The sequence below is a fragment of the Streptomyces lunaelactis genome (assembly GCF_003054555.1).
Classification (GTDB): domain Bacteria; phylum Actinomycetota; class Actinomycetes; order Streptomycetales; family Streptomycetaceae; genus Streptomyces; species Streptomyces lunaelactis.
The window spans coordinates 4,655,405-4,673,186 of sequence record NZ_CP026304.1 but is presented as its reverse complement, the minus strand read 5'-3'; the positions used below and the strand labels follow the sequence as shown (position 1 = coordinate 4,673,186).

Below are 17,782 nucleotides of genomic sequence, written 5' to 3'. Positions count from 1 at the left end.
GTCCGTCCTGAGTACTACCTACGCACCCAGGGCCCAATTGCCCGCCGAACGCGTCCGCGTGCTACCCACCGAAGGCGTCCGCGTGCTCCGCCGACCACTCCGCGAACGTCCTCGCCGGGCGGCCGGTGACCTTCTCGACGGTGTCGGCGACGGTGCGGCCGACGGCCGGGGTGTTCCCGTACGCCTCGAGCAGGAAGCCGATCACGTCCTCGGGGAGACCGCCCGCCCGCCACTGGGCGACGGCCTCCTCCTCGGTCAGCTCGACGAGCCGGATCTTGCGGCCGCTCGCCGCCGCGAGGGCGTCGACCTTGTCCTGGAGGGTCAGCACCTCCGGCCCGGTGATCACGTACTCCTGGCCCCCGTGGCCGTCCTCGGTGAGCGCGACCGCCGCGACGGCGCCGATGTCGCCCTCGTGGACCATGGCGCTGAGCCGGCCGACGAAGGGCTCGCGCACCTCGCCGCCCGCCGTGATCCTCTCCGCCCACTCCAGGGCGTTCGCCATGAACTCAACCGGCATGACCACGGTCCATGCGAGGCCGCTCGCGCGCACCGCGTCCTCCAGCGGGCTCGGGCCGCCGCCGTGCAGGACCGTGACCCGGCGTACGCCTGCCTCGCGGGCCAGTTCCATGATCCGGGGGCCGGTCTCCAGCGGGGCGAGGTAGGGCCCGCCGAAGGTGATCAGATGCAGTCCGGTCACGCCCTCCAGGGCGGCGGCGAGCGATGCGGGGTCGGTGAGGTCGCCCCGTACGACCTCGACGCCGGCGGGGAACTCCGTTTTTGCCGGGTCGCGGGTCAGGGCACGGACGGATTGTCCACGGGCCAGGAGCTCGGCGACTACCTGGCGGCCAACGGTTCCGGTTGCTCCGGTTACGAGATTCGTCATGGGAGCAACGTAGAAAGGCTTGCGGTCAGTTTGTGTCCGCAAGCGTGGACGTCTCTACCAGGCGAGCTGGGCGATCTCCTCGGCGACGACGGCGCACGCGTCGGCGGCCGGGTCGATCAGCGGGAAGTGCCCGACGTCCTCGAGGAGGGTCAGCCCGACGGTCTCACCGGCCTTGGCCGCGGCGTCGATGAACGCGTCCGCGACGGCGTACGGCACGGTGATGTCGCTCCGGCCCTGGACGAGGGCGGTGGCGATGCCGGTGGGCAGCAGGGCGGACGGATCGGCGTGCGCGCTCCGTACGTCGAACTCCTTCTCCCCACCGAGGAGTTGGGTCACGGCTCCGCCGCACACCTCGAGCTCGACGGCCTGCGCGAAGTCGGCGATCGGCGCGAGCGCGACGACGCCGCGCAGCGCGGGCGGCACGGCCAGCCGCCACGGCGACCCGACGGGCAGCACATGCCGGGCGGCGGCCCACAGCGCGAGATGCCCGCCGGCGGAGTGCCCGGTGACGACGGTGCGCCGGGCGTCGGCCTGCGGCAGAACGTCCTTCACCATGCCCGGCAGGGCGTCCATCGCGGCGGCCACATCGTCGAAGGTCTCCGGCCACCGCCCGGCCACGGGCCCGCTCCCGCCCTGCTGCGGAATCCCGCGCCCACGCCGGTACTCGACGTTGGCGACGGCCAGCCCGCGGCGGGCGAGGAAGCCGGCGAAGGGGGTGACATGCTGCCGGTCGTACGCCGCGCGCCAGGCCCCGCCGTGCAGCACCACGACCAGCGGCACACTGGCCTGCCCGCCGCGCGGCGCGTAGAAGTCAACGACCTGGTCGGGGTGCTCGCCGTACGCGACGGAGGCATCCGGCGCGACGACGGGATGCGAGAACAAGGACTCGCTCTCGGCGGCGTCACGGGCGACGGGGTCCGGCATTGCTGCTCCAACCTTCCGATGGGCTGGCGGAATTGACCTGACCAGCGGGGACGCTACCAGTCCGGCAGGGTGCGCCCGCGCACGCGGCGGAGCCGCCCATCGGATACAGCGGGAAGGGGCGGGCGGGGGACTAGGCCGTGTCTCACGAATGGCGGCGTCCGCCCGCAGGGCGGGGTGCGCGGCGTCCGGTGCGTGCAATCGCAAGGCGGAGGATCATCCTCGTACTGGACGTACTTGGATGACTCCGACAACGCAGCGAGTGTGCGTGCCGGGCGTCGCGCACCAGGCGGGATTCGTCAGACACGGCCTAGCCCCCGCCCGCACCGTCACGCGCCCAGCACCTCCGCCAGTGCCGACGCCGCCCTCTCCGCGTCGCCGAAGCCCACATACAGCGGCGTGAACCCGAACCGCAGCACATCCGGCCTGCGCAGATCCCCGACCACGCCCCGCGCGATCAGCTTCTCCATCACCGCGGGGGCCTCCTCGCACCGCAGCGCGACCTGGCTGCCCCGCGACGCGTGATCCGACGGCGTCAGGGACGTCACCCTGCCCGGAGGGACATACGCCGCGACGCACTCCAGGAAGAAGTCCGTCAGCGCCAGGCTCTTGGCCCGTACGGCGTCGATCGAGACGCCGTCCCATACCTCCAGCGCCGCCTCCAGCGCCAGCATCGACAGGATGTCCGGCGTACCGACCCGGCCCCGGGTCGCGCCCGGCGCCGCCTCGAAGGACGGCGTCATCGCGAACGGGTCCGTGTGCGAGTTCCAGCCCGGCAGCGGGGAGTCGAAGGCCGCCTGGTGGCGCTCGGCGACGTACAGATACGCCGGTGACCCCGGACCGCCGTTCAGGTACTTGTAGGTGCAGCCGACCGCCAGGTCCACCTCGTGCGCGTCCAGGCCGACCGGCAGCGCGCCCGCGCTGTGGCACAGGTCCCAGACCGCCAGCGCGCCCGCCTCATGGATCGCCGACGTCAGGGACGGCAGGTCGTGGAGGCGGCCCGTGCGGTAGTCGACGTGGTTGACCAGCGCGACGGCCGTGTTCGGGCCGAGCGCCGCCGGGAGGTCCGACGGCGCGACCGGGACCAGACGCTTGCCCGTCATCCGGGCCGCCGACTCCGCGATGTAGCCGTCCGTCGGGAACGTCGTCGCGTCGACCACGATGTCCGTACGAGTGGGGTCGGAGCACAGCCGCACCGCGCCCACAACCGCCTTGAACACGTTGACACTTGTGGAGTCACCGACCACCACCTGGCCGGGCCCCGCGCCCACCAGCGGCGCTATCCGGTCGCCGATCCGCTCCGGCGCCGTCCACCAGCCGCTCTCGTCCCACGAGCGGATCCGCAGCTCGCCCCACTGCCGGGTCACCACATCCGCGACCCGCTCCGGGACGTGCGCCGGCAGTGCGCCCAGCGAGTTGCCGTCCAGGTACACGCCCTCGCCCAGCGCGAACAGCTTGCGCAGCCCTGCCAGTTCATCTGCGGCGTCCAGCGCCGCGGCCTTCCCGGCCGGGGACTCAGACATGGCTGCGCGCCGTCCACAGCTCGGGGAAGACGTTCTTCCGGGCCCGCTTCTCCAGCCAGGCCACCCCCGCCGAACCACCCGTGCCGACCTTCGAGCCCATGGCGCGCCGCGTCGCCACCAGATGGTCGTTGCGCCAGCGCCAGACCAGCTCGCCGACATCGGTCAGCGCCTCGGCGAGCCGAAGCAGCTCGGTGTCCTGGTCCCCGGCGCCGTACACCGCGGCCCAGACCTCCTCGATCTCCGCCGAGGGCTCGTACTTCTGCGAGAGGTCCCGGTCGAGTACTGCGGCCGGCACCGCGAGCCCGCGCCGCGCGAGCAGCCGCAGCACCTCGTCGTACAGGCTCGGCTCCTGCAGCGCCTTCTCCAGCTCCGCGTACACCCGCGGCGCGCCCCGGTGCGGCACCAGCATCGACGCCGACTTCTCGCCGAGGAGGAATTCCAGCCTCCGGTACATCGCCGACTGGAAGCCGGAGCCTTCGCCCAAGGCGCTGCGGTACGCGTTGAACTGGGCGGGTGTGAGGTGGGCGAGCGGCTTCCAGGAGGCGTTGAGCGACTCCAGCTCGTACGTGCTGCGCTTCAGCGCGGCGAGCGCGACGGGCAGGTCGTCCTCCCGCAGGGCCCCGGCCGCCGTCTCCCACTCATGGACGATGACGGTGAACCACAGCTCCATCACCTGGGTGGTGACCAGGAAGACCATCTCGCCGGGGTCGTCCGAGAGCGGATGCTGAAGGTGGGTGAGAACGTCCGCCTGGACATAGTCCTCGTACGGCGTTGTGCCCGCGAAATCAAGATTCGGGGCCGCGTCAACCGCGTCAGGCGCGTCATGTGACATCGCTGTCTCCTCGACGTGTCCGGGTAGCGGTCCGCTCCTTCCTGTTGGCTCGGGAGCCCCGGTCCCCACCGGCATCATAAGCCGAGCGTCATATTTCGGGTCAGAGCGTCGGGCCTGTGATGTACGTCCCGTCCTCGTCGTACGGCCAGGCATTGGAACGACAGCCGTCCAGGCCCTTGATCTGCTGCATCATCACCGGTGCGGGCTCTCCGGGGCCCCCGCAGCCCAGGTGCTCGCGAAGGCCGATCTCGTGGCCGACCTCGTGGTTGATGATCAGATGCCGGTACTCGGCGGCCGGCCCGTCGAAGGTCGGCGAGCCCAGCATCCAGCGGCGCAGATTCACCACGACGCCGTCGACGGTCTCGCAGTTCAGCTGGCCGTGGGTGTCGAGGCCCTGCTCCAGACAGAGCCGGTCGGCAGTGTCAGGGGTGGCGATCCTGATCACGAAGTCGGAGTCCGATGCCACCAGCTGGAAGGAGCCCTTGCCATGTGCGCTCCAGCCGCGCGGGTGGGCGAGGATCTGCTGGATCTCGGCGGCGGCGTCCTTCACGGAGAGGGCGACGCCGTCCTCGACCTGGACGCGGTAGCGGCGCAGCGGGCCCGAGCCGGTCGCCGTGCCGGAGGCCTGCGCGGTGGTGAAGGTGCCCTTGCCGGAGGCGGGGACCTCGGCGGGCGGCGTCTTCTTCGCCGCGCCGGGCTTGACGGGTTCGGTGGGCCTGGATGGCTTGGTGGGCTTGGTGGGCTTGGTGGGCTTGGTGGGCTTGGTGGACGGGGCCGTACCGCGTCTCGCGGGCGCCGAGGGGGTGGCGGCAGGGTCCGCGCCGCCGTCCGGGGTCATCAGCGGGTCGGTGTCGGGGGGCGCGCTGCGGTCGGCCGCGCCGGCCACGGTCTCGGGGCCGGTGTGCCGGTGCGCGAGGGCCGCGCCGACGCCGAGTGACGCCACGGCCAGGCCCACACCGAGCAGGAGTATCCGGACGAGCGGGCGGCGGGTGGCACTGCGACGGCTGTTTATTCGGCTTGTTCGGCTGCGCCCTCGACGGGTGGTGGCACGCTTGCCCACGGCAGATCTCTCCCCAGCAATCGTCAGCATGCTCGATCGTGCGCGCCGAAGGCCCGCACCCCCTGTAGCTAGACAGGAGGTACGGGCCTTCGGTTCCGATCTTGGGGCTCGGACTCCGGCTCGCGTCAGCTCGGGCTCAGGCTCGGGCTCAGCTCAGCGTGTCCGCCGCCGTCTGGGAGGAGTCGCGCAGGAACGTCGAGCAGCGCTCGTACTCCTCCTCCTCGCCGATCGCCTGCGCGGCACGGGCCAGCGCGTGCAGCGCGCGCAGGAAACCACGGTTCGGCTCGTGCTCCCACGGCACCGGGCCGTGGCCCTTCCAGCCGCTGCGCCGCAGCGAGTCGAGGCCTCGGTGGTAGCCGGTACGCGCGTAGGCGTACGACTCGACGACGCTGCCGTTCTCGAAAGCGTCGTCGGCGAGCCGGGCCCAGGCCAGCGAGGACGTCGGGTACTTGGCGGCGACGTCGGCAGGATCCGTCCCGGCCGCGAGGAGCTCTCGCGGCTCGGGATCGTCGGGCAGGTAGGTCGGGGGAGGTCCCCCCAGCAGGTTTTCATGGTTGGCCATGGGATCCAGTGTCACAGGTCGGTGGGGAATCCGTGGAAGCGGTGCGGGAGGTGTGCGGCGGAGGCGAACATCGCTGACAGCGCGTCCGCGGGCTCACCGGCAACGGGCCGTCCGGGTGCCACCACTACCAGACCGGCCCCGAGCCGGTGTGGATCCTCAACCGGATCGATCCTGCCCAGTACTGACCGGAGCGAGCTGCTCCAGTGGCGGCGACGACAACCCGCAGTTGACGCGGCACTCGGGCCTTGTCCGCTCCGCCTCGACCGCCGGCTTCCGCACCGTGAAAAAGGCGATCAGCGACCCCAGCACCAGCACCCCCGCGCACATCGGCATCGCCCGCCGGAAGGTCTCCCCGAACTCCGTCGCCGAGCGGTACGCCTCCGGGCCCATCCCGGCCAGCAGCGGCAGCGCGGCCACCGCGAGCAGACCGGCCGCGCGGGCCGCCGCGTTGTTGATGCCGCTGGCGAGCCCCGCCTTCCCGGCGTCCACCGAGGCCAGCACGGTCGAGGTCAGCGGGGCGACGAGGGTCACCATCCCCATGCCCATCACCACCAGCGCGGGCAGCACATCACGTACGTACGAGGCGTTCTCGCCCACGCGCAGCATCAGCAGCATGCCCGTCGCGCAGAGCAGCGGCCCGACGGTGAGCGGGATGCGCGGGCCGATCCGCTCCCCCAACTCGCCCGATTTCGCGGACAGCAGCAGCATCAGCACGGTGGTGGGCAGCAGTGCTGTACCGGCCCCGAGCGCCGAATAGCCCACCACCACCTGGAGTTGCAGGGCGACCAGGAAGAAGAATCCGGCGAAGGCCGCGTACACACACAGGGTCACCAGATTGACCGCGGTGAACTGCCGCGACTTGAAGATCGACGGCGGAAGCATCGGATCGGGCCGCTGCCGCTCGACGAGGACGAAGGCCACCGCGACGACCACGCCCGCGACCGCCACCCAGGCCTGCGGGGCGATGAGCCCGTACGTCACCAGCGCCAGCGCCGCCGCGCCCAGCACCGCGCCCAGCACATCGAAGCTGCCGTGGTGCTCCGGGTCGCGCGATTCCGGTACGTGCTTCAGCGCCACGGGTACGCACAGCGCGGCCAGCGGCACGTTGATCAGGAACACCCAGCGCCAGCCGGGGCCGTCGACCAGCCAGCCGCCGACGAAGGGGCCGATCGCCGCGCCGACGCCGCCGAGCCCCGACCACAGGCCGACCGCGCGGGCCCGGTCGTCCGGGTGGAAGCTCGCCTGGATCAGGGCGAGCGACCCCGGCGTGAGCAGCGCCGCGCCGACGCCCTGCAGGGCGCGGGCGGCCACCAGGAGGATGTCGTTGGGTGCGAGGCCGCAGAGCAGCGAGCCGACGGCGAACCAGACCGCCCCCAGGACGAAGATCTTCCGGCGCCCGTAGCGGTCGCCGAGCGCCCCGCCGAGCAGGATCAGCCCGGCCAGGGTGAGCGTGTAGGCGTTGACGGTCCACTGGAGGACCGCCAGGTCGGCGTTGAGGTCCTCTCCGATGCGGGGCAGTGCGACATTGACGACGGTCGAGTCCAGCAGCGCCATGCTGGACCCGAGGACGGTCGTCAGAACCACCCAGCGGCCGGTGGCGGAGGACAGCCTGATGCTGCCAGGCCCGCCGTCCGAGCCCTTCGGCCTGTTGTCCATACCCGGATCATCCCCGGGCCCGGCGGCTCAGGCCAGCCGATGGAGCGCACGGATCAACGCGTCCACACCCTGCTCCGCCTTGGCGCGCGGACAGCCGACGTTGAACCGTACGAATCCGTCGCAGCCGTAGGTCGTGCCCGGCATGATCGCGACCTTCTCACGCTCGATCAGCTCCCGCTGCAGCTCGTTGTCGTCGACGCCGAGCGGCCGCAGATCGATCCAGGCGAGGTAGCCCGCCTGCGGCGGCTGCCAGCCGAGCTCCGGGAAGGCCGAGTTGAGCCGCTCGGCGACCAGACGCAGATTCCCCGCCACATAGACGTTGAGCTGGTCCAGCCAGGGCCCGCCGTCCCGGTAGGCGGCGATGTGCGCGGTCAGCGACAGTACGGCGGGCGAGGCGAGCCCCTCCCCCGTCCGCATCCGCCGCAGGAACGCCGCATGGTCGTCCGGGTCGCCGATGATCCCGTAGGAGCCGCTCAGCGCCGGGAAGTTGAAGGCCTTGGTGGCGGAGGTGATCAGGGCCCAGCGGCCGGTGCCGAACCGCGTCCACGGCAGATGACGCGCCCCTTCGGGGACAAAGTCGGTGTGTACGAAGTCGGCGTGGATCTCGTCGCTGACGACGGCGACGTCGTACGCGGCGGCCAGCCGGGCCAGCTCCGTCAGCTCGGCCTCCGTCCACACCCTGCCGGTGGGGTTGTGGGGCGAGCAGAGGACGAGCACCTTGCTGTCGGGGCGGGCGAGCTGCCGCTCCAGAGCCGCCATGTCTCCGACCGGCGCCCCGCGCAGCTCCCGCCCGAGGCCGGACACCGCCTTCAGGAAGCCGTCGTACGTCGGTGTGTGGACGACCACACCGTCGCCCGGCTCCGTCCACATCCGCAGCAGCTGCGAGAGCTGGTTGAGCACGGACGGCGCGTACACGATCCGGTCGGTGTCGATGCCGGTGCCGTACCGGCCGGCGAACCAGTGGCGTATCGCGGAGAGGAAGTCCTCGTGCCGCCAGTCGGTGTAGCCGAAGACCCCGTGCGCGATACGACGCTGGAGCGCGTCGAGTACCTCCGGCGGGGACGCGAAGTCCATGTCGGAGATGGTGAAGGGCAGCAGCCCGTCCGCGCCGAACCGGTCAGCGACCCCGTCCCACTGCACGCACCAGGTGCCGCGCCTGTCGACGGGGGTGTCGAAGTCATAGCTCACGGTGAGTCCTCCCCGGACATGCCGCGGGCCCGGCACCCCGTGAGGGGATGCCGGGCCCGGCGTACGAATGGCGCTTACTTGAGCCTCGTGCCCGTGGAGCGCAGGGCCGCACAGGCCTCGGTGACACGCTTGGCCATACCGGCCTCGGCCGCCTTGCCCCAGGTGCGCGGGTCGTAGGTCTTCTTCGAGCCGACCTCGCCGTCGACCTTCAGCACGCCGTCGTAGTTCTTGAACATGTGGTCCGCGACGGGGCGGGTGAAGGCGTACTGGGTGTCGGTGTCGAGGTTCATCTTCACGACGCCGTTCTCCAGCGCGGTGGCGATCTCCTCGGCGGTGGAGCCGGAGCCGCCGTGGAAGACGAAGTCGAACGGCGAGGACTTGCCGTACTTCTCGCTGACACCCTGCTGCAGGTCCTTCAGCAGCTCGGGGCGGAGTACGACGTTGCCCGGCTTGTAGACGCCGTGGACGTTGCCGAACGAGGCGGCCAGCAGGTAGCGGCCCTTCTCGCCCAGGCCGAGCGCCTCGGCGGTGCGCAGCGCGTCGTCGACCGTGGTGTACAGCTCATCGTTGATCTCGTGGGTGACGCCGTCCTCCTCGCCGCCGGTCGGGGTGATCTCGACCTCGAGGATGATCCTGGCGGCGGCGGCCTGCGCGAGCAGCTCCTGGCCGATGGCCAGGTTGTCGGCGAGGGTCTCGGCCGAGCCGTCCCACATGTGCGACTGGAACAGCGGGTCCTGGCCCCTGGCCACACGCTCGGCGGAGACGGCGAGCAGCGGGCGGACATAGCCGTCCAGCTTGTCCTTCGGGCAGTGGTCGGTGTGCAGCGCGACGGTGACGTCGTACTTGGCGGCGACGATGTGCGCGAACTCGGCGAGCGCGACCGCGCCGGTGACCATGTCCTTGCTGTGCTGGCCGCCCAGGAACTCGGCACCGCCGGTGGAGATCTGGATGATGCCGTCGCTCTCGGCCTCCGCGAAGCCGCGCAGCGCAGCGTGCAGGGTCTGGGACGAGGTCACGTTGATGGCCGGGTAGGCGAACTTGCCTGCCTTCGCCCGGTCGAGCATCTCGTTGTAGACCTCGGGAGTCGCGATGGGCATATGTCCGCTCCTTGTGATGTGCGGGTGTGTGGTGCCGGCCCTGACCTGGGGGGCGACGTCATCGTCGGCGCCTATCTTTCCAGACTCTGGCGCGGGCTCCATACGGCGTGCGGCGCGGACATGCGTGAGGGGCCGGCTGTTTCACGTGAAACAACCGGCCCCTCATCATCACCGCAGGTCAGAGCCTGTCCCGGGACCCAGGTCACGAGTTGCTCGCGGGGAGGTCTCAGGCGAGACCGAGCTCGTCGAGCGAGTACGCGCTGACGTACGGCAGCCCTGCCTCCGCGATGGCCGGCGCAGCGCCCCGCTCCACGATCACGGCGACCGCGACAACCTCGCCGCCCGCCTCCCGTACCGCCTCGACGGCGGTCAGCGGGGAGCCGCCGGTGGTGGAGACGTCCTCGACGACCAGGCAGCGGCGGTCCTTGACGTCGGTGCCCTCGATCCGGCGCTGCATGCCGTGCGCCTTGCCCGTCTTGCGTACGACAAAGGCGTCGAGCCGCTGCCCGCGCGCCGACGAGGCGTGCAGCATCGACGTGGCCACCGGGTCGGCGCCCAGGGTGAGACCGCCGACGCAGTCGTAGTCCAGTTCGGCGGTGGCATCGAGCATCACCTGGCCGACCAGCGGCGCGGCCTCGCCGTCCAGCGTGATCCGGCGCAGGTCGATGTACCAGTCGGCCTCAAGACCCGAGGAGAGGGTCACTTTGCCGTGCACCACGGCCTTGTCCTTGATCTGCTCGAGCAGCTCAGCACGTACGTCAGTCATGCCCATGAGCTTAGAGGTGGTGCCTCAGAGCCTGCGCCAGGCCCACGTGGTCGCGATCTCCAGCGGCTCGATCGGGGTGACCAGCTGCGGGTGGGTGTTGAGGCCGTTCGGCGGGCCCGACTGCGGTTCCACGCAGACCGCTTCGTCCTCCTCGTCGTAGATCACGACCCACTCGGCGCGGCTGCTGACCGTGAGCTCCAGCTGCTCCGGCCAGGTGAGCGTGACCGCGACCCCGTCGGGCATTGCGAAGCAGTCGTCCCAGGGACCGGCGAGAGGAGTGATGCGCTGCCCGGTCGGCAGATGATCGTCCCCTCGCCGCTCCTGCCACTGGGCGCTGTAGTCGATCCGTACGTCATCGCCGCTGCCGAGGTTGCGCAGGAACCACGGGTGCCAGCCCGCCTGGGCCGGGAAGGACGTGCCGTACGTCTCGACCGTCATGGTCAGGGTCAGCGCGTCCTCGGCCAGAGCGAAGGCCTGGGTAACGCGCCCGGTGTACGGCCAGGGGTCGGCCAGGTCGTACGTGAGGGCCGCCTCGCTCTTGTTGGCGCGGGCGGTGCGCCAGGCGGTGTCGCGGCCCGTGCCGTGGATGGCGTGCGGCGGGGAGTTGAGCGGCAGTTGATGGTGTACGTCCCCGTTGCTGAACTCGCCGTTCCTGACACGGCCGCACCACGGGACCATCGGGAAACAGCCGTACCGATCGCCCTGGCGCAGCACCTCGGTGCCGCCGATGATCAGGCTCGCGATGCGGCAGCCGTTCTGCGGGTGCACGGTCAACTCGACGTCACCGGCGGCCAGCCGGATGCTCTCTTCGCTGCTACTCACACCCCGACATTACTGGCGGGGGGTTACTTGCGGCGGCGCAGCGCCCGTCCGACGACCACGGCGGACGCGAGCGCGAGAGCCGCGGCCGGCGCGATCCAGCGCAGGGTGGCACTGGCGCCTCCCGCGTCGGGCGCGGGCATCGGGGCATAACGCCCGCGCGGCGGGGCGTGGTCGACCTCTTCGGCGCTGCGCCCGATCATGGTGCGGCGGGCGTGCGCGGCCTCGGCGGGCGGCTCGTCGGGGACGACGGGGAGCTCATCCAGGCCGTCCAGCTCGGGTGCGTCGGAGGGCTCCGGCAGGCGGGGCGCATCGGCTCCGTCCGCGTCGTCCGCCTCGTCCGCGTCGTAGGGCTCTTCCGGTACGTCGAAGTGCTGCTCGGCAACCGGGTCGAGCGGCGGCGGCACGGGCGCGTCGAACACGGACGGCTTCGGGGCTTCATCGACGGGCCGGTTGGGCGCTTCCGGCTGGTCCGGCTCCGACGGCTCTTCCGAAGCTCCCGGTGCTTCCGGAGCTCCCGGTGCTTCCGGCGCCGGGTCCTCCGCCGTCACCGCGAGCCGGTCGGCGAAGCGGTCCAGCAGCCGGTGCGCGGCCGATTCGGTGGTCGAGTCCGCCAGCTCCGCCAGCCGGCCCTCCGCGCGGGACGTCCCCGTGAAGGTGAGCGTCGTACCGCCCTCGGCCGGTTCCGGACGGATCGTCAGAGTCACCTTGGCGGAGCCCGTACCGCGCACCTCCACACCGTCGCCCTCGACCGTGAAGGTGTCGCCGTGCTCCACGATGCGCAGGGCACCGCGGTAGGTGATCGTGTGCCCGCCGATCCGGACCTTCAGCCGCCCGGCGAGCGGGCCTGCCGACTCGTCCGCGTCCTGTTGGATCCCCGGGATGCAGCGGGCGACCCGCGCGGGGTCCCGCAGGGCCTGTCGTAGAGTCTCGGCCGGAAGCGGAACGAACACCTCATGCTCCATGGGAGTCGAGCCTACTCAGGCAGGCCCGCCACGTCATCGTTTCCGCCTGTGCGCGTACTGCTCAGCCCCGTACGTGCTCAGTCGCCGGACCTGCTCAGTCGCCGTACGTACTCAGTCGCCGTACCGCGGGTGCACCAGGGTCGACGGCGGCAGCTCCGGCAGCCGGATGCCCTCCGCGCCTGCCCCGTGCGCACCCGCGGTGAGGGCGGAGGGGGCCGGCGCCCGCAGCCGCGGCGCTCCGCGGTCCAGGCCGAGTCGCGGAGGCGGTCCGGCCGTGGCGAGCAGGAAGCCCCAGTCGTGCGGAGCGGCCGCGCCGCCGGTCGCGCGGTACGGGCGGGCACCGAACCCGGCCGCGCGCAGGGTCGCGTCGACCGTCCAGAACGTACGCGGGCGGGAGGCCACGGGCCCGGCGTGGACGACGAGTCGCCCGCCGTCCGCGAGCACCCGCGCGGCGAGCCCGTAGAACTCCAGGGAGTAGAGCTTGGCGCTCGGGGTGATGTGCGGGTCGGGGAGGTCCGAGATCACCACGTCGTACGTCCCCCGGGGCGCGCGCAGCCAGGAGAAGGCGTCCGCGGTCACGACCCGCACCCGCGGATCCCGGTAGGCGTACTCGTTGAGCGGGGCGAGCGCCGGGTCGGAACGCGCCAGCCGGACGACGCCCGGGTCGACCTCGACGACGGTCACCGACCGGACATCCGGGTAGCGCAGCACCTCGCGCGCCGCCAGCCCGTCGCCCCCGCCCAGGATCAGTACCCCCGTGTGCCGCCCTCGCATCGCCGGGTGGACCAGCGCCTCGTGGTACCGGTACTCGTCGCGCCCGCTGACCCGCAGCCGCCCGTCGAGGAAGAGATCCGGCGGCCCCGAACGACCGCCGGTGAGCACGACTTCCTGTACTCCGGTGTGGACGGCGACCCGCACCTGCTGCCCGTAGACCGCGCTGCGCGCTGCCCGCTCGAAGTCGTCGACCAGGACCGTCGCGGTCGCCAGCACGGCCAGCACCGTCACATTGGCGACGAGCAGCCACCACCGCGAACGGGCCGTCAGATCGCGGCGGAAGAGCCACAGCACGAGCGCCCCGCCCGCCACGGCGTTGACGGCTCCCGTCAACAGCGCACCCGTGAGTGGACCGAGCCACGGCAGAAGCAGAAACGGAAAGGCGAGCCCGCCGACGAGGGCGCCCACATAGTCGGCGGCGAACAGATCGGCGACCGTGCCTTCCGCGTCGCGCCGCGAGATGCGCTGGATCAGGGACATCAGCAGCGGGATCTCGGCGCCGATCAGCACCCCGATGGCGAGGGAGAACCCCACCAGCACGAGGCGGGACTCGCCGACCCAGGCGAAGAAGGCGTACAGCACCATCGCCGAGCAGCCGCCGATCAGCGCCAGCGCCGCCTCCAGCAGACCGAAGCCGACGGCAGCCCGGCAGCGCAGCCGCTTGGCGAGGAGCGAGCCGATGCCCATCGCGAAGACCATCACGGACAGGACGACGGACGCCTGGGTGACGGACGCCTGGGTGACGGAGTCGCCGATCAAGTACGAGGCGAGGGCGACCAGTTCGAGCTCGTACACCAGTCCGCAGGCGGCGCAGACGAACACTGCCGCCAGTACCAGATACCGGCCGGCGTCGGGGCGCACGGGCAGCCGCACCACGCCCTGGGGCGGTGAGGACACGTGCCGGTCGATCATGTTCGTAACGCTACGTCACAGTTTGCGTGTGGCCTGTCACCCACAAGGGTTCATCTCGGCCCTGTCCGGCAGGCACCCGAGCACCGACCCGCGTACGAGTGACGACGAGGCGACCCTCCTGCGGATAGGCGTGCCACGTGCGCCACCGCACCTGACCCTCGATCCGCTGCGCGAGCATCGCGGTGAACGCGTTCGGGGAGCCGGGAAACGTACCCGCCAGGCCGTTCGGATGGTCGGCGACCAGGGCGAGCAGCTCCTGCGCGCGCCCCGCGAACGAGCCCTGCGAGAGCGTCTCGACGCGGGCCGCGAACTCGTACTCCCATTCGCCGAGGCGCTTGGCCACGCCGAGAGGCAGCGGGGTACTGCTGCCGGCCATGCAGGCGACGGTCTCGGAGCAACTGCCGCGCTCCTCCTCCAGCAGCACCTGGTGGGAGGCGCCCAAGAGTCTCAACTGCAGCTTTGCTCCGCCCAGTTCGAGGTCGAGGACGGCCAGGGCCGCGAGCGGCTCCCGGCCCAGCGCCCAGGCGAGGTCGTCGGCACGGGTGTCGGTATAGGCGGTCTTCAGGGTCGTGAGCATGGGTCGGCTCCGCAAACATGCTTCGGCGGGTGACACGTGGACCGGGTGTGCCCGCAGGGGGGGAGATCAAGACAAGGGGGGGGAACGCCTGCTCGGGTCCACATGAGGTCCGAGGGCTGGAAGGCTCCAACACGCTCCAACAGGGAGGGAATCATGAAGGGCGCTGCGCCCACAGCGCTTTTACCCAACTTGACTGGGTTTCCATCCCCCCGGGGGCCCTACGGTTCAACTGTTCAACAAAAAACCCGCGGGAGGTCAACCCGACGGCCCGTTGGAACGCTCACCGAGTCGATCAACAAGGAAGCACCCGACGGGAGTTCGCCCCGCCGGGTGCCTCACTGGTCGCGGACCGGCTGCCCCGTGTCAGCTGCCTCCGCCACAACCGCCCCGCCACCACCTCCACCGCAGGAGGAGCCGCCGCCACCACAGGACGAACCGCCGCCACAGGACGAACCGCCGCCCCGCTGTCCCCGCCCACCAGCTGCCCCGCGCCCCGGCCGCGCTGCGCTTGCGGCCCTTGCGGCTGTGGCTCCCGCTCCCCCTGACCGCCGCGATGATCACGAAGACCACGAACCCGACCAGCAGAATCCCGAAGAAAGCGTTCATTGCCCTCACCGTCCTTCCGTTCCCCCGAAGCAGGTCCCCCGCATCTTCGCGTGACCGCTTCTTGCGTGTGAGGGGGATGCCCCCCGCCTCGCAGACCCAAAGCAGAGTTGAGCAACTCCAGAGCTTCGGCACAGGACGGCGACCATGACCGGACGCGAACCGGGACCACGACCGCCGCTCGCCGTCCCTGACCACCCCGGGTGGGAAACCGGCCGGACGGCGGTCAGTGGGCCCGCAGCACACGCGTTCTGCCGAGGCGGTCACTCAGTGGGATCATTGATGTCAGAACCCTACAAAAGGGGGCGAAATGTCCGCCATCAAAGAGAGCGTAGACATCTCCCGCCGACCCGAGGACATCTACTCCTACGTGACCGACCCCTCCCACCTCACCGAGTGGCAGGAGAGCGCCGTAGCCGTACGACCCCTCGGCGAGACCCCGATCGGCGTGGGGTCACGGATGGTCGTGACTCGGCGTATCGGCCGCCGGGAGTTCCCGATGACCATGGAAGTGGTCGAGCTCGACCCTCCGCGCAGCTGGCACATGCGCGGCGTCGACGGTCCCGTCAGAGGCGACGTCCACGGCACGATCGAGCCGCTCGGTGACGGCGAACGGTCACGCCTGACGATCGACCTCGACTTCGAGGCCCACGGAATGGGCAAGCTGCTCGTTCCCCTGATCGTCCGTCCACACGCACGGAAGGAGGTGCCGAAGAACGAGCTGAAGCTCAAGGGCCTGCTCGAAAGCGGTGCCGCCTAGCGCTCATGGGCCTGCCGGGACGCCGTGCCACGTCGGACTCGGAGAGGCCAACAGCCGGACCTCCCTCATGCCGTCCAGGCTCAGGGGCGGTCCGGTCTCAGTTGTGTATGAGCCGCGGCTCGCGGCGAAGTCCCGGCCATCCGCCACGGGTAGCGGTGCACCGCGGGGACGATCCCCTCGACAGGCAATCCGCGGGAAACGGACTTACCGTCGAGCCGTGGACTCTGCACCGAGATGCGGAGCCCTTGCTTCCGCCCGCTGATCCTCGTCACGACACCAACAGGAGACGACCCGCCATGGCCACAGCATCTGAAACCCCGGTACTGGACACCCTCGCCGCGATGACGGTCGACTCGATTGAGCGGTGCGGACTGGCCCCGGACATGTTCATGCTCACCCGCATCGCGGCCCTGGCCGCCTCGGACGCTCCGCCGATCTCCTACGTCGCCAACATCGACCCGGCCCTCCAGGCCGGCCTGACCGCCGACCAGCTGCAGGATGTCCTGGTCGCCATCGCCCCCATCGTGGGCACGGCGCGCGTCATGACGGCAGCCGGCAACATCACCAAAGCACTCGGCATCGCGATTGCCGTCGCCGATGCCGACGCCGAGGCCAAGGGCCGAGCGTAGAGACGTCGCACGAGGTCTGGAGCCACCAGCCGCGCCCGGCATCGATGATCGGCGCGGCCGACAGCTGAGCAGGACATATCGCCATCCCGCACCGCGTCAACTTCACTGTCGACCGGTGGAGCCCGGGGCGAGCGGCTCGTAGTACTCGGTGAACAGCTTGCCCACCAGCTCCCCCCGGCTGGACACGCCGAGCTTCTCGAAGATTGCCTTGATGTGGTCGCGTACCGTGTGCGGCGACAGATGGAGTTCCTCGGAGATCCGGCCGGTGGACAGGCCGCGCGCCACCAACTGCGTGACCTCCAGCTCCCGTTCGGACAGCTCGTAGGCCTGCACGATGAGCGGCGTGACGTCGGAGACCGGGGCGCGTTCGATGATCACCGCAGAGACGCCCAGCCTCCCGTCGGCTTCACGCAGGCAGGAGGCGTGGCAGACCAGCCAGCGGCCCGTCCGGCTGCGCATCCTGATCCGCGCGGTGTCGCGCCCGTGCTCCTCCGCGATCGCCCTGGCCCGCATCGCGGTGCCGTGCACCCACAGCGGGATGCGGATGCCGAGCGCGGTGACCGAGGTGGGGCCCTCGGGCATCTCCTCCAGATAGCGCCGCGCGTCGTCGTTCGCCGAGATGAGGGCACCACCGGCGTCGAAGAGCAGGAGCCCGGTGCCGATCAGACCGTCGGCAGAGGGTTCGGGAAGCTGTTTGGCATACGATCTCAGCTTGCGGGCCATCGGCTTGACCAGGCCCTCGATGAACCTGCGCTCCACGGTGCTGAAAGTGGCCCCGCCCTCGGCGCGGAACAGGCTGACGTAGCCGTGCGGCCGCCCGTCCACCCGCAGGACGGCACGCAACTCGTCGTGCACCCCGCGCGGCGCCAGAAAGCCCCTGTAGAGAGAGCTGCGGCTCGGCTCGCCACCGGTGCTCTCCCACAGGCTCGCCACCGGCACCGGCGCCTGCGCGAGGTCGCGGAACAGGTTGATCTTCTCCGTGAACAGCTCGTACTGCCAGTAGACGGCGCAGCTGTGATCCTCGATGTTCTCCGCGAGGATCGGCGACGTGATCATCCCGGTCTCCGGATCCGTGGCACGCCAGACGGCCGCGTCGTACGGGACCGCCCTGCGTAACTCCGTCGCGAGCGTGGCGAACATCGTGTGCGGGGTCTCGGCGCGGCTGGCACGTGAGATGAGTTTTTCGCGGCCGATCACAGTGGGCATGCTCCGGCGCTCCGTTCCGGGGTCGCCTGCGGATATTGAAGCCTTTTCT

18 protein-coding genes are annotated in these 17,782 nt (G+C 70.9%); 2 read left to right on the top strand and 16 right to left on the bottom strand.

The genetic code is table 11. The features are described 5' to 3' along the window. Window positions 1-61 precede the first annotated feature (61 nt). The 15 genes from SLUN_RS21560 to SLUN_RS21490 all read right to left on the bottom strand — a co-directional run bounded on the left by SLUN_RS21560 (window position 62) and on the right by SLUN_RS21490 (window position 15,141). Window positions 62-883: an NAD(P)H-binding protein gene (locus SLUN_RS21560; RefSeq protein WP_108150736.1), complete on the bottom strand. Its 822-nt coding sequence runs from the start codon at window positions 881-883 to the stop codon at window positions 62-64. 54 nt (window positions 884-937) lie between these two features. Then, window positions 938-1,807: an alpha/beta hydrolase family protein gene (locus SLUN_RS21555; RefSeq protein ID WP_108150735.1), complete on the bottom strand. Its 870-nt coding sequence runs from the start codon at window positions 1,805-1,807 to the stop codon at window positions 938-940. 326 nt (window positions 1,808-2,133) lie between these two features. Then, window positions 2,134-3,327, bottom strand: a complete 1,194-nt coding sequence (gene kynU, locus SLUN_RS21550; RefSeq protein WP_108150734.1) for a kynureninase — start codon at window positions 3,325-3,327, stop codon at window positions 2,134-2,136. Beyond that, window positions 3,320-4,159, bottom strand: coding sequence for a tryptophan 2,3-dioxygenase family protein (locus tag SLUN_RS21545; RefSeq protein ID WP_108150732.1), 840 nt, complete (start codon window positions 4,157-4,159; stop codon window positions 3,320-3,322). The genes kynU and SLUN_RS21545 overlap by 8 nt, the downstream gene beginning before the upstream one ends. A 100-nt stretch (window positions 4,160-4,259) precedes the next feature. After that, window positions 4,260-5,219: a DUF3152 domain-containing protein gene (locus tag SLUN_RS21540; protein WP_257153774.1), complete on the bottom strand. Its 960-nt coding sequence runs from the start codon at window positions 5,217-5,219 to the stop codon at window positions 4,260-4,262. 148 nt (window positions 5,220-5,367) lie between these two features. Then, on the bottom strand, window positions 5,368-5,781 hold the full coding sequence (locus SLUN_RS21535) for a DUF3151 domain-containing protein (RefSeq protein WP_108154871.1): 414 nt from the start codon (window positions 5,779-5,781) through the stop codon (window positions 5,368-5,370). A gap of 156 nt (window positions 5,782-5,937) precedes the next feature. Continuing rightward, window positions 5,938-7,437 carry an MFS transporter gene (locus SLUN_RS21530; protein ID WP_108150729.1) on the bottom strand — a complete coding sequence of 500 codons (1,500 nt, stop codon included), beginning with the start codon at window positions 7,435-7,437 and terminating at the stop codon, window positions 5,938-5,940. A gap of 27 nt (window positions 7,438-7,464) precedes the next feature. Continuing rightward, the gene (locus SLUN_RS21525; RefSeq protein WP_175314177.1) at window positions 7,465-8,625 is read right to left on the bottom strand and encodes a MalY/PatB family protein; all 1,161 of its coding nucleotides are present in this window, start codon (window positions 8,623-8,625) and stop codon (window positions 7,465-7,467) included. Between the two features lie 74 nt (window positions 8,626-8,699). Beyond that, entirely contained in the window at window positions 8,700-9,722 is a 1,023-nt protein-coding gene (fbaA, locus tag SLUN_RS21520; RefSeq protein ID WP_108150727.1) for a class II fructose-bisphosphate aldolase, read from the bottom strand. A 226-nt stretch (window positions 9,723-9,948) separates the two neighbouring features. After that, the gene (gene pyrE, locus SLUN_RS21515) at window positions 9,949-10,488 is read right to left on the bottom strand and encodes an orotate phosphoribosyltransferase (protein ID WP_108154870.1); all 540 of its coding nucleotides are present in this window, start codon (window positions 10,486-10,488) and stop codon (window positions 9,949-9,951) included. A 24-nt stretch (window positions 10,489-10,512) separates the two neighbouring features. Next, complete coding sequence (locus tag SLUN_RS21510; RefSeq protein ID WP_108150725.1) at window positions 10,513-11,310, bottom strand: aldose epimerase family protein; 798 nt, start codon at window positions 11,308-11,310, stop codon at window positions 10,513-10,515. Window positions 11,311-11,333: 23 nt separating this feature from the next. Further along, window positions 11,334-12,272 (bottom strand): SRPBCC domain-containing protein, encoded by a 939-nt coding sequence (locus SLUN_RS21505; RefSeq protein WP_108150723.1) that lies wholly within the window; start codon window positions 12,270-12,272, stop codon window positions 11,334-11,336. A 111-nt stretch (window positions 12,273-12,383) separates the two neighbouring features. Beyond that, entirely contained in the window at window positions 12,384-13,958 is a 1,575-nt protein-coding gene (locus SLUN_RS21500; RefSeq protein ID WP_108150721.1) for a polyamine aminopropyltransferase, read from the bottom strand. A gap of 10 nt (window positions 13,959-13,968) precedes the next feature. Next, complete coding sequence (locus SLUN_RS21495; RefSeq protein WP_108150720.1) at window positions 13,969-14,535, bottom strand: DUF2617 family protein; 567 nt, start codon at window positions 14,533-14,535, stop codon at window positions 13,969-13,971. A gap of 363 nt (window positions 14,536-14,898) precedes the next feature. Next, window positions 14,899-15,141, bottom strand: coding sequence for a hypothetical protein (locus SLUN_RS21490; RefSeq protein WP_108150718.1), 243 nt, complete (start codon window positions 15,139-15,141; stop codon window positions 14,899-14,901). A gap of 307 nt (window positions 15,142-15,448) precedes the next feature. On the opposite strand from SLUN_RS21490, the gene SLUN_RS21485 reads away from it, so the two are divergent. Next, window positions 15,449-15,898 carry an SRPBCC family protein gene (locus SLUN_RS21485; protein ID WP_108150716.1) on the top strand — a complete coding sequence of 150 codons (450 nt, stop codon included), beginning with the start codon at window positions 15,449-15,451 and terminating at the stop codon, window positions 15,896-15,898. A 296-nt stretch (window positions 15,899-16,194) separates the two neighbouring features. Beyond that, the gene (locus tag SLUN_RS21480; RefSeq protein ID WP_108150714.1) at window positions 16,195-16,527 is read left to right on the top strand and encodes a carboxymuconolactone decarboxylase family protein; all 333 of its coding nucleotides are present in this window, start codon (window positions 16,195-16,197) and stop codon (window positions 16,525-16,527) included. A gap of 102 nt (window positions 16,528-16,629) precedes the next feature. On the opposite strand, the gene bagY is transcribed toward SLUN_RS21480, so the two are convergent. Beyond that, window positions 16,630-17,733 (bottom strand): LuxR family transcriptional regulator BagY/FevT, encoded by a 1,104-nt coding sequence (gene bagY, locus SLUN_RS21475; protein ID WP_108150712.1) that lies wholly within the window; start codon window positions 17,731-17,733, stop codon window positions 16,630-16,632. Between the last annotated feature and the right edge of the window lie 49 nt (window positions 17,734-17,782).